Genomic DNA, 13,136 nt, shown 5'->3' with positions numbered 1-13,136 from the left:
CCGGGGACACCCCCGCCGGCCTGGAAACCATCCGAGCAAGCGAAACACGAGGGATAGACCAAGTGCTCGACGTCAACTTCTTCGACGAGTTGCGCATCGGCCTGGCGACCGCGGACGACATCCGTCAGTGGTCGCACGGCGAGGTCAAGAAGCCCGAGACGATCAACTACCGCACCCTCAAGCCCGAGAAGGACGGACTCTTCTGCGAGAAGATCTTCGGTCCGCAGCGGGACTGGGAGTGCTACTGCGGTAAGTACAAGCGGGTCCGGTTCAAGGGCATCATCTGTGAGCGCTGCGGCGTCGAGGTGACCCGGTCCAAGGTGCGCCGTGAGCGCATGGGCCACATCGAGCTGGCCGCGTCGGTCACGCACATCTGGTACTTCAAGGGTGTGCCGAGCCGGCTGGGCTACCTGCTCGACCTGGCCCCCAAGGACCTCGAGAAGATCATCTACTTCGCCTCGTACGTGGTCACGAGCGTGGACGCCGAGGCGCGTCACCGCGACATGTCCACCATCGAGAACGAGATCTTCGCCGAGAAGCGGCAGTCCGAGAACGGCCGCGACTCCGAGATCGAGAAGCGGGCCGCCAAGCTGGAGCAGGACCTCGCCGAGCTCGAGGCCGAGGGCGCGAAGGCGGACGTGCGCCGCAAGGTCAAGGAGGCCGGCGAGCGCGAGATGCGCCAGATCCGCGACAAGGCGCAGCGTGAGATCGACCGGCTCGACGAGGTGCTCGACACCTTCCGCAAGCTCGACAGCAAGCAGCTGGTCACCGACGAGCTGCTCTACCGCGAGCTGCGCGACCGCTTCGGTGAGTACTTCACCGGCGGCATGGGGGCCGAGGCCATCAAGGCGCTGCTCGAGAACATGGACCTGGACGCCGAGGCCGAGAACCTGCGGGAGATCATCCGCACCGGTAAGGGCCAGCGGAAGATCCGTGCGCTCAAGCGGCTCAAGGTCGTCGCCGCGTTCCTGAACACCCGCAACTCGCCGCTGGGCATGGTGCTGGACTGCGTACCGGTCATTCCGCCGGACCTGCGCCCGATGGTGCAGCTCGACGGTGGCCGCTTCGCCACCAGCGACCTGAACGACCTGTACCGCCGGGTCATCAACCGCAACAACCGGCTCAAGCGCCTGATCGACCTGGGCGCGCCCGAGATCATCGTCAACAACGAGAAGCGGATGCTGCAGGAGGCCGTCGACGCGCTGTTCGACAACGGCCGCCGCGGCCGGCCGGTCACCGGCCCGGGTAACCGCCCGCTGAAGTCGCTGTCCGACATGCTCAAGGGCAAGCAGGGCCGCTTCCGGCAGAACCTGCTGGGTAAGCGCGTCGACTACTCCGGCCGTTCCGTCATCGTCGTCGGCCCCCGGCTCAAGCTGCACCAGTGCGGCCTGCCGAAGCAGATGGCGCTGGAGCTGTTCAAGCCGTTCGTGATGAAGCGCCTGGTGGACCTCAACCACGCGCAGAACATCAAGTCGGCCAAGCGCATGGTCGAGCGGCAGCGCCCGGTCGTGTGGGACGTCCTGGAAGAGGTCATCAGCGAGCACCCGGTGCTGCTGAACCGCGCGCCGACGCTGCACCGCCTCGGCATCCAGGCCTTCGAGCCGCAGCTGGTCGAGGGCAAGGCGATCCAGATCCACCCGCTCGTCTGCACGGCGTTCAACGCCGACTTCGACGGTGACCAGATGGCGGTGCACGTACCGCTGTCGGCCGAGGCGCAGGCCGAGGCCCGGATCCTGATGCTCTCGTCGAACAACATCCTCAAGCCGGCCGACGGCAAGCCGGTCACCATGCCCACCCAGGACATGGTCATCGGGCTGTACCACCTGACCCACCTGACGCCGGGCGCGAAGGGTGAGGGCCGGGTGTTCAGCTCCGACGCCGAGGCGCGGATGGCGTTCGACAACGGCGAGCTGCACCTGCAGGCGCCGGTCAAGATCCGGCTCCGCGAGGTCGTTGGTGTCGACAACGGCGCGAGCGCCCCGTGGGAGGCGCCGGAGGAGTGGCAGCAGGGTGAGCCGCTGCTCGTCGAGACCACCCTGGGCCGGGTGATCTTCAACGAGACGCTGCCGCCGGGCTACCGGTACGTCAACTACGAGATCCGCAAGGGTCAGCTCTCCGCGATCGTCAACGACCTCGCCGAGCGCTTCCCCAAGGTCGCGCTCGCCGCGACCCTGGACGCGCTCAAGGAGGCCGGCTTCCACTGGGCCACCTGGTCCGGCGTGACGATCGGCATGGGTGACGTCATCGGTCCTCCGCGCAAGCCGGAGATCATCGCCCGCTACCAGGGCGAGGCGGACCGCATCGACAAGCAGTACCAGCGGGGTCTGATGACCGCCGAGGAACGCCGCGGCGAGCTCATCGACATCTGGACCAACGCGACCAAGGACATCTCGAAGGAGATGGAGACGGCGCTGCCGCAGGAGAACCCGCTCTGGGTGATGATCAACTCCGGCGCCCGCGGTAACCTCCTCCAGCTCCGGCAGATCGCCGCGATCCGTGGTCTGGTGGCCAACCCCAAGGGCGAGATCATCCCGCGGCCGATCACGTCGTCGTACCGCGAGGGTCTGACCGTGCTGGAGTACTTCATCTCCACGCACGGTGCCCGTAAGGGTCTGGCCGACACCGCGCTGCGTACCGCCGACTCGGGTTACCTGACCCGGCGTCTGGTGGACGTCTCGCAGGACGTCATCATCCGCGAGGAGGACTGCGGCACCGATCGCGCGATCCCGATGCAGGTGGCGGACAAGCTGGAGGACGGCACCCTCGTCGTGCACACGCACGCCGAGACCGGCGTCCACGCCCGCACCCTGGCGGACGACATCACCGGCCCCGACGGCAACCTGGTCGTGGCGCGCGGCGAGGACCTCAACTCGATCCTGGTCGACAAGCTCGTCGCCGCCGGGGTGGAGAACGTCCGCGTCCGCAGCGTGCTGACCTGCGAGTCAAAGCTGGGCGTCTGCGCGGCCTGCTACGGCCGGTCGCTGCCGACCGGCAAGTCGGTCGACATCGGCGAGGCGGTCGGCATCATCGCCGCCCAGTCCATCGGTGAGCCGGGTACGCAGCTGACCATGCGTACCTTCCACACCGGTGGTGTCGCGGGTGAGGACATCACCCAGGGTCTGCCGCGTGTGCAGGAGATCTTCGAGGCGCGCGTACCCAAGGGCAAGGCGCCCATCGCCGACACCCCGGGACGTGTGCGGATCGAGGACGGCGAGCGCTCGCGGAAGATCATCGTGGTGCCGGACGACGGCAGCGACGAGATCGTGTACGACAAGATCTCGAAGCGCGTGAAGCTGCGGTTCCACGACGGCGACCACGTGGGCGTCGGCGAGAAGCTCACCGAGGGCACCATCGACCCGCACGAGCTGCTGCGGATCATGGGTCCGCGGGCGGTCCAGGTCCACCTGACCAGTGAGGTCCAGGAGGTCTACCGCTCGCAGGGTGTGCTCATCCACGACAAGCACATCGAGATCATCATCCGCCAGATGCTCAAGCGGGTGACGGTCATCGACTCGGGCGCCTCGGAGTTCCTGCCGGGCGTGCTGGTCGACCGCGCGCTGTTCGAGTCGGAGAACCGCCGGCTCGTCGGCGAGGGCGGCGAGCCCGCCGCCGGTCGTCCGGTGCTCATGGGTATCACCAAGGCGTCGCTGGCGACCGACTCCTGGCTCTCGGCGGCCTCCTTCCAGGAGACCACCCGGGTGCTCACCGACGCGGCGATCAACTCGCGCAGCGACTCGCTCGTCGGCCTCAAGGAGAACGTCATCATCGGTAAGCTCATCCCGGCCGGTACGGGCATCAGCAAGTACCGCAACATCCGGGTCGAGCCCACCGAGGAGGCGAAGGCCAAGGTGTACTCGATGACCGGCTACCCCGAGACGGACTACGGCTTCGGGCCGGCCAGCGGGCAGGCAGTGCCGCTGGACGACTTCGACTTCGGGTCGTACCGCTAAGGGTCTCCGCAGCAACGCACAGGGCGGTCGCGCAGCAGCGCGGCCGCCCTCGGCGTTTCTTCCTAAGATGGACGGGTGACGCTCCCCGCCCCCGCCGCACCCACCCGCCATCCGATGGATCCGGAACCGGCACCGTCGACGAAGGCGCGCGCGGTCTTCGCGCTGGGGCTGACGGCCTTCGTGACCGGGGCATTCGTCGGAGGCGTGATTCCCGCCACCCTCGCGCTCCTGCTCGCCCGTCAGGTCGCCCGGGAACAGTTCGCCGCGGGCGGCTACCTCACCGGCTCGAAGTGGGTGCGCCGCGGCCGTACGCTCGCCTGGGCGGGCATCGTGCTGGCCCTGACGGCGCTGGTGGTGGCCACGATCGCGGGGCTGCTGCATCTCGCGTCCGCGCCCGGCGGTCAGGACTTCGACTCCACCACCGACTGACCCGCACCGGGCCTCGGGCTGCGCGCGCTCACCTTCGGGTGACATGCTCGAGATCCAGCGGTACGCGGCGAGAGGGACGGTCCGTGACACAGCAGCCAGGTTCGTGGCCGGGACAGCCACGTCCGCCGGCCGTGATGCAGCCGAAGCCGGGGGAGGCGTGGACGCCCGAGCGGGTCGAGCCCGTGCCGGGCACCGAGTTCGGCCTGGTGCAGCTGCGCGTCGCGCCGATCACGTCCGGGCCGGCGGTCGGCTCGCTCATCGCCGGCATCGGGTCCATCCTGGTCGCCACGCTGGTGCTGTGCTTCGGCATCGCGGGCGCTGCGGACGGCTGGGGCGGTGTGGTGGCCGGCGCTTTCGCCCTGCTGGGAGCCCTGGTGGGCGGTGGCGCGGTCGCGCTGGGCCTGGTCGCCCGCCGGCAGATCAGGCGCTCCGGACAGGGCGGCCGGGTGCGCTTCACCGGCCGCGGTGTCGCCGTGGCGGGGATCTCCTGCGGCGGGGCCGGAGTGGGAATCGCGGCGCTCACTCTCTTGTTGGTGCTGGTGTTGCAGTCATCGTGAAGCCGCGTGGTGCGCCGAAACTGGCACCGCGGCATTGTCGCGGCGGAGCACCCGGTACACTTGGTATGCGGAGATGTCCATCGTCAGGCTGGCTGGTCAAGCGGGCTCGTTTTGACCTGCGTGCCTGCGGTGGGTACTCTTTCCCCTCGTGCCCGGGCTCGCCCGGGCAACTCGTGCGTGCGCCCGAGTCTGTAGTACCGACGGGGCGATGAGCACGACGGGCTGAGCCCGACAAAGACAAGACTCGCTGCGCGCGATGTGCGCGCGGCGGGACCGTGAGCCGGACGACACGCCCGACCGCGGGTGCGGGGCGTTCCTACCGGGGACGGTTCGTACACAAGGCAGAACGAAGACGGTGCGGCCGCTGAAGGGCGGCCGAAGGGAGCGGAGAAACCCGGTGCCCACGATCCAGCAGCTGGTCCGTAAGGGCCGCCAGGCGAAGACGAGCAAGACCAAGACGCCGGCGCTGAAGGGAAGTCCTCAGCGGCGCGGCGTGTGCACGCGCGTGTACACCACCACCCCCAAGAAGCCGAACTCTGCGCTGCGCAAGGTCGCTCGTGTGAAGCTCAGCAGCCAGATCGAGGTCACGGCGTACATCCCGGGCGTCGGCCACAACCTGCAGGAGCACTCGATCGTGCTCGTGCGTGGCGGCCGTGTGAAGGACCTCCCGGGCGTCCGCTACAAGATCGTCCGTGGTTCGCTGGACACCCAGGGTGTCCGCAACCGCAAGCAGGCGCGCAGCCGTTACGGCGCGAAGAAGGAGAAGAGCTGACATGCCTCGTAAGGGCCCCGCTCCGCGCCACCCTGTGGTCGCGGACCCGGTTTACAACTCGCCGCTCGTCACCCAGCTGGTGAACAAGATCCTGGTCGGTGGCAAGCGTCAGCTCGCCGAGCGGATCGTGTACGGCGCCCTCGAGGGCTGCCGCGAGAAGAACGGGACCGACCCCGTGGTGACGCTCAAGCGCGCCATGGACAACGTCAAGCCGACCCTCGAGGTCCGCAGCCGCCGTGTCGGTGGCGCGACCTACCAGGTGCCGGTCGAGGTCCGTACCCCGCGGCAGACCACCCTGGGTCTGCGCTGGCTGGTCCAGTACTCCAAGGCCCGCCGCGAGAAGACCATGATCGAGCGCCTGCAGAACGAGCTGCTCGACGCCAGCAACGGCCTCGGTGCCGCCGTCAAGCGGCGCGAGGACACCCACAAGATGGCGGAGTCCAACAAGGCCTTCGCGCACTACCGCTGGTAAGACCCCCGTTGCCGGCCCGGCACTTGCCGGGCCGGGACGCCGGTCCCACCGGCCCTCCGCGACATCCCGCGGAACACAGTCGACACGACGACGAAGAGTAGGGATTGCAGTGGCTGCCGCAGACGCGCTCGCCAAGGTACGCAACATCGGCATCATGGCGCACATCGACGCTGGTAAGACCACGACGACCGAGCGCATCCTGTTCTACACCGGCATCACGTACAAGATCGGTGAAGTCCACGAGGGCGCGGCCGTCATGGACTGGATGGAGCAGGAACAGGAACGCGGTATCACCATCACCTCCGCCGCCACGAAGTGCGAGTGGAAGGGCCACACGATCCAGATCATCGACACGCCCGGCCACGTCGACTTCACGGTCGAGGTCGAGCGGTCGCTGCGTGTGCTCGACGGTGCCGTCGCGGTCTACGACGGTGTCGCCGGCGTGGAGCCGCAGACGGAGAACGTCTGGCGGCAGGCGGACAAGTACCACGTCCCCCGGATGTGCTTCGTCAACAAGCTCGACCGGACCGGCGCGGACTTCTTCCGCTGCGTCCAGATGATGATCGACCGGCTCAACGCGACGCCGCTCGTGCTGCAGATCCCGATCGGCCTCGAGGGTGACCACATCGGCGTCGTCGACCTGATCGGCATGCGGGCGCTGACCTGGCGCGGCGAGACCCAGAAGGGCGAGGACTACGCGGTCGAGGAGATCCCGGCCGACCTCGCCGACCAGGCCGCCGAGTGGCGCGAGAAGCTCATCGAGACCCTCGCCGACGTCGACGACGCGGTCATGGAGAAGTACCTCGAGGGCGAGGAGCTCTCCGAGGCCGAGATCAAGGCCGCCATCCGGCGCGCCACGATCGCCAGCAAGGCGAACCCGGTGCTCTGCGGTTCGGCGTTCAAGAACAAGGGCGTGCAGCCCATGCTCGACGCCGTGGTGGACTTCCTGCCGTCGCCGCTGGACATCCCGGCCATCGAGGGCACCGCGACCGACGGCGAGACGCCGCTGCAGCGCAAGCCCTCGAACGACGAGCCCTTCTCGGCCCTGGCGTTCAAGATCCAGACCGACAAGCACCTCGGCAAGCTGACCTACGTCCGGGTCTACTCCGGCACGCTCGAGACCGGTTCCCAGGTGATCAACTCCACCAAGGACCGCAAGGAGCGCATCGGCAAGATCTACCAGATGCACGCGAACAAGCGTGAGGAGCGCACCACCGCGCAGGCCGGCGACATCATCGCCGTCCAGGGTCTGAAGCAGACCACCACCGGTGACACGCTCTGCGACCCGGCCAAGCCGGTCATCCTCGAGTCGATGACCTTCCCCGAGCCGGTCATCCAGGTGGCCATCGAGCCGAAGACCAAGTCCGACCAGGAGAAGCTGGGCACCGCGATCCAGCGTCTGGCCGAGGAGGACCCGACCTTCCGCGTCTTCAACGACGAGGAGACCGGGCAGACCATCATCGCCGGCATGGGCGAGCTGCACCTCGACATCCTCGTCGACCGCATGCGGCGCGAGTTCAACGTCGAGGCGAACATCGGTAAGCCGCAGGTGGCGTACCGCGAGACGATCCGCGGCACCGTGGAGAAGCTCGACTACGTCCACAAGAAGCAGACCGGTGGCTCCGGCCAGTACGCGAAGGTCGTCGTCAAGCTCGAGCCGCTGCCGCTCGCGGCCGACGGCCCCACGTACGAGTTCGTCAACGCCGTGACCGGTGGTCGCATCCCCAAGGAGTTCATCCCGTCGGTCGACGCCGGCGCGCAGGACTCGATGCAGTACGGCGTCCTGGCCGGCTACCCGCTGGTCGGCGTGAAGCTGACGCTGCTCGACGGCCAGTACCACGAGGTCGACTCGTCCGAGATGGCGTTCAAGATCGCCGGCTCAATGGTGATGAAGGAGGCGGCCCGCAAGGCCGACCCCGCGCTGCTCGAGCCGATGATGTCCGTCGAGGTGACCACGCCCGAGGACAACATGGGCGACGTCATCGGCGACCTCAACTCCCGCCGTGGCATCATCCAGTCGATGGAGGAGCGCTCCGGCGCCCGAGTCGTCAAGGCGCTGGTGCCGCTGTCGGAGATGTTCGGCTACGTCGGCGACCTGCGGTCGAAGACCGCCGGCCGGGCTAGCTACAGCATGCAGTTCGACTCCTACGCCGAGGTGCCGCAGGGCGTGGCGAAGGAGATCATCGCGAAGGCCACCGGCGCCTGATGCGTTGAGGCGCGTGCGGTCCGTCGAGGACCGCACGCGCACCAGCAGTCGACAGAGTCCTAATCGCCTTATCGGCGTGCCGGGCGAGAGAAGAAACCACAGTCCACAGGAGGACACCAGTGGCGAAGGCGAAGTTCGAGCGGACTAAGCCGCACGTCAACATCGGCACCATTGGTCACATCGACCACGGTAAGACGACGCTGACTGCGGCCATCACGAAGGTCCTGCACGACGAGTACCCGGACCTGAACCCGTACACCCCGTTCGACGAGATCGACAAGGCGCCGGAGGAGAAGGCCCGCGGCATCACGATCTCGATCGCGCACGTGGAGTACCAGACCGCGGCGCGGCACTACGCGCACGTGGACTGCCCCGGCCACGCCGACTACATCAAGAACATGATCACCGGTGCCGCGCAGATGGACGGCGCGATCCTGGTGGTCGCCGCGACCGACGGCCCGATGCCGCAGACCAAGGAGCACGTGCTCCTGGCCCGCCAGGTCGGCGTTCCGTACATCGTCGTCGCCCTGAACAAGAGCGACATGGTCGAGGACGAGGAGCTCCTGGAGCTCGTCGAGCTCGAGGTCCGCGAGCTGCTGAGCACCTACGAGTTCCCGGGCGACGACGTGCCGGTCGTGCGCGTCTCGGCGCTCAAGGCGCTCGAGGGTGACCCGGAGTGGACCACCAAGCTCATGGACCTGATGAACGCGGTCGACACCGCGATCCCGCAGCCCGAGCGTGAGACCGAGAAGCCGTTCCTCATGCCGATCGAGGACGTCTTCACGATCACCGGTCGTGGCACGGTCGTCACCGGTCGCGCCGAGCGTGGCATCCTCAAGCCGAACGAGGAGGTCGAGATCGTCGGCATCCGCGAGAAGTCGACGAAGACCGTCTGCACCGGCATCGAGATGTTCCGCAAGCTGCTCGACGAGGCCCGCGCGGGTGAGAACGTCGGTCTGCTGCTGCGCGGTATCAAGCGCGAGGACGTCGAGCGCGGCATGGTCGTCGTGAAGCCGGGCACCACGACTCCCCACACGGAGTTCGAGGGCCAGGTCTACATCCTCTCGAAGGAGGAGGGCGGCCGGCACACCCCGTTCTTCCAGAACTACCGCCCGCAGTTCTACTTCCGCACCACGGACGTCACCGGCGTCGTCACGCTGCCCGAGGGCACCGAGATGGTCATGCCCGGCGACTCCACCACCATGTCGGTCAAGCTGATCCAGCCGATCGCCATGGAGCAGGGCCTGAAGTTCGCGATCCGTGAGGGTGGCCGCACCGTCGGCGCCGGAACGGTCACGAAGATCAACAAGTGACGTTGAGGCGTAGCCCTCAACGGTGACCCCGATTAGCGTTGCCGCTTTCGATACGGCATACTAGTCAGGTTGCGTCCGCGCAGGGTGGTTGGCTGCCTTTGCAGTTCTGGCAGCCGACCACCCTCGCCCGGTGTCCGGCGTGTGTTAGAGCCGCCGGCCGCCCCGATCCCGACGGATGGGGAGCTCCCTGCGGAGCCTCTCCACGGGCTTGATCGCTCCAGTTGCCTGGGGCGGAGCCTGGTTCCACAGCGCGACACGCCCGACCGCGGGGGTCGGACAACGCAGGATCAACGGTCCTGCGGGCATGCGAGGGCCACCGCTTTCGCACGTAGCGGCATCGAGAGAAGGAAACAGAAGCCACCATGGCGGGACAGAAGATCCGCATCCGGCTCAAGGCCTATGACCACGAGGTCGTCGACTCCTCGGCGCGGAAGATCGTCGAGACGGTGACGCGGACCGGGGCGCAGGTCGCGGGCCCGGTGCCGCTGCCCACGGAGATCAACCGTTTCTGCGTGATCCGTTCGCCGCACAAGTACAAGGACTCGCGCGAGCACTTCGAGATGCGCACGCACAAGCGTCTGATCGACATCATCGACCCGACTCCGAAGACGGTCGACTCGCTCATGCGCCTCGACCTGCCGGCTGGCGTCGACATCGAGATCAAGCTGTAGGGACCGGACAATGGACAGGCAAGTGAAGGGCATCCTGGGCGCCAAGCTCGGCATGACCCAGGTCTGGGACAACAACAAGGTCGTCCCGGTAACCGTGGTGCAGGCCGGCCCGTGCGTCGTGACCCAGGTCCGCACCCCTGAGGCGGACGGCTACGCCGCGGTGCAGCTGGCTTACGGCCAGATCGACCCGCGCAAGGTGAACAAGCCGGAGAGCGGCCACTTCGCCAAGGCGAACGTGTCGCCGCGCCGCCACATCGTGGAGCTGCGCACCACCGACGCCGGCGAGTACGAGCTCGGCCAGGAGGTCACCGTCGAGGCGTTCGCGGCGGGCACGCCGATCGACGTCACCGGTAAGACCAAGGGCAAGGGCTACGCCGGTGTCATCAAGCGGCACGGCTTCCACGGTCTGCGCGCCAGCCACGGTGTCGAGCGCAAGCACCGCTCGCCGGGCTCGATCGGCGCCTGCGCCACCCCCGCGCGTGTCTTCAAGGGCACCCGGATGGCGGGCCGCATGGGAAGCAAGCGCTTCACCGTGCAGAACCTCACGGTGCAGGCCGTCGACACCGACAACAACCTGCTGCTCATCAAGGGCGCCGTTCCCGGCCCCAAGGGTGCGCTGATCCTGGTCCGTACGGCGGCGAAGAAGAAGGGTGGTGCCAAGTGAGCTCGGTTGACGTGATCAACGCCGAGGGCACGAAGGCCGGCTCCGTCGAGCTGCCCGACGACATCTTCGACGTGCAGGCGAACATCCCGCTGATGCACCAGGTCGTCGTCGCCCAGCTCGCGGCCGCCCGGCAGGGTACGCACAAGGCGAAGACCCGCGGCGAGGTCGCCGGTGGCGGCAAGAAGCCGTACAAGCAGAAGGGCACCGGCCGGGCCCGCCAGGGCTCGATCCGCGCCCCGCAGTTCACCGGTGGTGGCACCGTGCACGGTCCCGTGCCGCGTGACTACAGCCAGCGGACCCCCAAGAAGATGAAGGCCGCCGCCCTGCGTGGCGCTCTCTCCGACCGGGCCCGCGACGGCCGGGTGCACGTGGTCGAGGCGTTCGTCGCCGGCGAGACGCCGTCCACGAAGGCCGCGGTCGCGACGCTGCGCAAGGCGACCGAGTCCACCAAGGTCCTGGTCGTGCTGAGCAGCTACGACGAGCTGAACTGGCTGTCGCTGCGCAACGAGCCGACCGTGCACCTCATCGAGGCCGGCCAGCTGAACACGTACGACGTGCTGGTCGCGGACGAGGTCGTCTTCACCAAGGAGGCGCTCGAGGAGTTCCTCGGCGTTCCGGCCGAGACCTCCGAGGAGGGCAACAAGTGAGCACGATCGCCGACCCGCGCGACATCATCATCGCGCCCGTGGTCTCCGAGAAGAGCTACAGCGTTCTCGACCAGAACTGGTACACGTTCCTCGTCCACCCGGACGCGAACAAGACCCAGATCAAGATCGCGATCCAGCAGATCTTCGACGTCCGCGTGCTGACGGTGAACACCGCGAACCGCGAGGGCAAGCGCAAGCGCACCCGCACCGGCTTCGGTCAGCGCAAGGCCACCAAGCGCGCCATGGTGAAGCTGGCTGACGGTGACCGTATCGAGGCCTTCGGCGGCCCGGTCAGCTAAGGGGTTTGTGAATCATGGCTATCCGTAAGTACAAGCCGACGACGCCGGGCCGCCGCGGCTCGAGCGTCTCCGACTTCGCTGAGATCACCCGGTCGACGCCCGAGAAGTCGCTGCTGGCCCCGCTGCCCAAGAAGGGTGGACGCAACGTCCACGGCCGCATCACCACGCGGCACCAGGGCGGCGGCCACAAGCGGCAGTACCGGATCATCGACTTCAAGCGCAACGACAAGGACGGCGTGCCGGCCAAGGTCGCTCACATCGAGTACGACCCCAACCGCACCGCCCGCATCGCGCTGCTGCACTACGCCGACGGCGAGAAGCGCTACATCCTCGCGCCGAAGGACCTGAAGCAGGGCGACCGCGTCGAGTCGGGTCCGGGCGCGGACATCAAGCCGGGCAACAACCTGGCCCTGCGCAACATCCCGGTCGGTACGACGGTCCACAACGTGGAGCTTCGTCCCGGCGGTGGCGCCAAGCTGGCCCGTTCGGCCGGCGTCGGCATCCAGCTCCTGGGCCGGGAGGGTGTCTACGCCACGCTGCGTATGCCCTCGGGCGAGATCCGTCGCGTCGACGTGCGCTGCCGCGCCACCGTCGGCGAGATCGGCAACGCCGACCAGTCGAACATCAACTGGGGCAAGGCCGGCCGCATGCGGTGGAAGGGCAAGCGCCCGACCGTCCGTGGTGTCGCCATGAACCCGATCGACCACCCGCACGGTGGTGGTGAGGGTAAGACCTCGGGTGGTCGCCACCCGGTGAACCCGGCGGGTAAGCCTGAGGGCCGCACCCGTCGCAAGGGCCAGCCGAGCGACAAGCTGATCGTTCGCCGCCGCTACGCGACCCGCAAGCGCGGGTAACGGGAGTTAAAAGATGCCTCGCAGCCTGAAGAAGGGCCCGTTCGTCGACGACCACCTGCTCAAGAAGGTGGAAGTCCAGAACGAGAAGAACTCGAAGAACGTCATCAAGACCTGGTCGCGGCGCTCGACGATCATTCCCGACATGCTCGGGCACACGATCGCCGTGCACGACGGGCGCAAGCACGTCCCGGTGTTCATCACCGAGGCCATGGTCGGGCACAAGCTCGGCGAGTTCGCTCTGACCCGTACGTTCAAGGGTCACGAGAAGGACGACCGCAAGAGCCGTCGTCGCTAAAGCAGTC

The 13,136-nt window shown here is 67.7% G+C and carries 13 protein-coding genes; all 13 read left to right on the top strand.

From position 1 onward, the window contains the following. Window positions 1-62 precede the first annotated feature (62 nt). The 13 genes from AB0J80_RS13230 (at window position 63) to rpsS (ending at window position 13,129) form a co-directional block, all read left to right on the top strand. A complete protein-coding gene (locus AB0J80_RS13230; protein WP_364704305.1) occupies window positions 63-3,950 on the top strand; it encodes a DNA-directed RNA polymerase subunit beta' in 3,888 nt (1,295 codons plus the stop codon). A gap of 114 nt (window positions 3,951-4,064) precedes the next feature. Further along, window positions 4,065-4,379 carry a hypothetical protein gene (locus AB0J80_RS13225; RefSeq protein WP_364704489.1) on the top strand — a complete coding sequence of 105 codons (315 nt, stop codon included), beginning with the start codon at window positions 4,065-4,067 and terminating at the stop codon, window positions 4,377-4,379. 83 nt (window positions 4,380-4,462) lie between these two features. Further along, complete coding sequence (locus AB0J80_RS13220; protein WP_364704303.1) at window positions 4,463-4,936, top strand: DUF4190 domain-containing protein; 474 nt, start codon at window positions 4,463-4,465, stop codon at window positions 4,934-4,936. A 397-nt stretch (window positions 4,937-5,333) separates the two neighbouring features. Then, window positions 5,334-5,708 carry a 30S ribosomal protein S12 gene (gene rpsL, locus AB0J80_RS13215; RefSeq protein ID WP_014440718.1) on the top strand — a complete coding sequence of 125 codons (375 nt, stop codon included), beginning with the start codon at window positions 5,334-5,336 and terminating at the stop codon, window positions 5,706-5,708. 1 nt (window position 5,709) lies between these two features. Beyond that, window positions 5,710-6,180, top strand: a complete 471-nt coding sequence (gene rpsG / locus AB0J80_RS13210) for a 30S ribosomal protein S7 (RefSeq protein WP_133873229.1) — start codon at window positions 5,710-5,712, stop codon at window positions 6,178-6,180. A gap of 109 nt (window positions 6,181-6,289) precedes the next feature. Continuing rightward, a complete protein-coding gene (fusA, locus tag AB0J80_RS13205) occupies window positions 6,290-8,386 on the top strand; it encodes an elongation factor G (protein WP_364704301.1) in 2,097 nt (698 codons plus the stop codon). 119 nt (window positions 8,387-8,505) lie between these two features. Next, window positions 8,506-9,699, top strand: a complete 1,194-nt coding sequence (gene tuf / locus AB0J80_RS13200; RefSeq protein WP_364704300.1) for an elongation factor Tu — start codon at window positions 8,506-8,508, stop codon at window positions 9,697-9,699. 362 nt (window positions 9,700-10,061) lie between these two features. Continuing rightward, on the top strand, window positions 10,062-10,370 hold the full coding sequence (rpsJ, locus tag AB0J80_RS13195) for a 30S ribosomal protein S10 (RefSeq protein ID WP_007073037.1): 309 nt from the start codon (window positions 10,062-10,064) through the stop codon (window positions 10,368-10,370). 10 nt (window positions 10,371-10,380) lie between these two features. Continuing rightward, window positions 10,381-11,034 carry a 50S ribosomal protein L3 gene (gene rplC, locus AB0J80_RS13190; RefSeq protein ID WP_364704298.1) on the top strand — a complete coding sequence of 218 codons (654 nt, stop codon included), beginning with the start codon at window positions 10,381-10,383 and terminating at the stop codon, window positions 11,032-11,034. Continuing rightward, window positions 11,031-11,681 carry a 50S ribosomal protein L4 gene (gene rplD, locus AB0J80_RS13185; protein WP_364704297.1) on the top strand — a complete coding sequence of 217 codons (651 nt, stop codon included), beginning with the start codon at window positions 11,031-11,033 and terminating at the stop codon, window positions 11,679-11,681. The genes rplC and rplD overlap by 4 nt, the downstream gene beginning before the upstream one ends. Continuing rightward, window positions 11,678-11,980 carry a 50S ribosomal protein L23 gene (gene rplW, locus AB0J80_RS13180; protein WP_106130640.1) on the top strand — a complete coding sequence of 101 codons (303 nt, stop codon included), beginning with the start codon at window positions 11,678-11,680 and terminating at the stop codon, window positions 11,978-11,980. The genes rplD and rplW overlap by 4 nt, the downstream gene beginning before the upstream one ends. Window positions 11,981-11,994: 14 nt before the next feature. Continuing rightward, window positions 11,995-12,834: a 50S ribosomal protein L2 gene (rplB, locus tag AB0J80_RS13175; RefSeq protein ID WP_364704294.1), complete on the top strand. Its 840-nt coding sequence runs from the start codon at window positions 11,995-11,997 to the stop codon at window positions 12,832-12,834. A gap of 13 nt (window positions 12,835-12,847) precedes the next feature. After that, window positions 12,848-13,129, top strand: a complete 282-nt coding sequence (rpsS, locus tag AB0J80_RS13170) for a 30S ribosomal protein S19 (protein ID WP_020513590.1) — start codon at window positions 12,848-12,850, stop codon at window positions 13,127-13,129. Window positions 13,130-13,136 lie beyond the last annotated feature (7 nt).

This window comes from Actinoplanes sp. NPDC049548 (assembly GCF_040676695.1).
GTDB lineage: Bacteria > Actinomycetota > Actinomycetes > Mycobacteriales > Micromonosporaceae > Actinoplanes.
Note: the sequence above shows the minus strand (reverse complement) of the source record. Positions and strands in the feature narration are given on the sequence as shown.

Excerpts from the sequence above, each read along its gene's own strand:
- rplC (WP_364704298.1), top strand. The coding sequence starts at position 10,381 with ATGGACAGGCAAGTGAAGGGCATCCTGGGCGCCAAGCTCGGCATGACC.
- AB0J80_RS13225 (WP_364704489.1), top strand. The coding sequence starts at position 4,065 with ATGGATCCGGAACCGGCACCGTCGACGAAGGCGCGCGCGGTCTTCGCG.
- rpsJ (WP_007073037.1), top strand. The coding sequence starts at position 10,062 with ATGGCGGGACAGAAGATCCGCATCCGGCTCAAGGCCTATGACCACGAG.
- rpsS (WP_020513590.1), top strand. The coding sequence starts at position 12,848 with ATGCCTCGCAGCCTGAAGAAGGGCCCGTTCGTCGACGACCACCTGCTC.
- rpsG (WP_133873229.1), top strand. The coding sequence starts at position 5,710 with ATGCCTCGTAAGGGCCCCGCTCCGCGCCACCCTGTGGTCGCGGACCCG.
- rplB (WP_364704294.1), top strand. The coding sequence starts at position 11,995 with ATGGCTATCCGTAAGTACAAGCCGACGACGCCGGGCCGCCGCGGCTCG.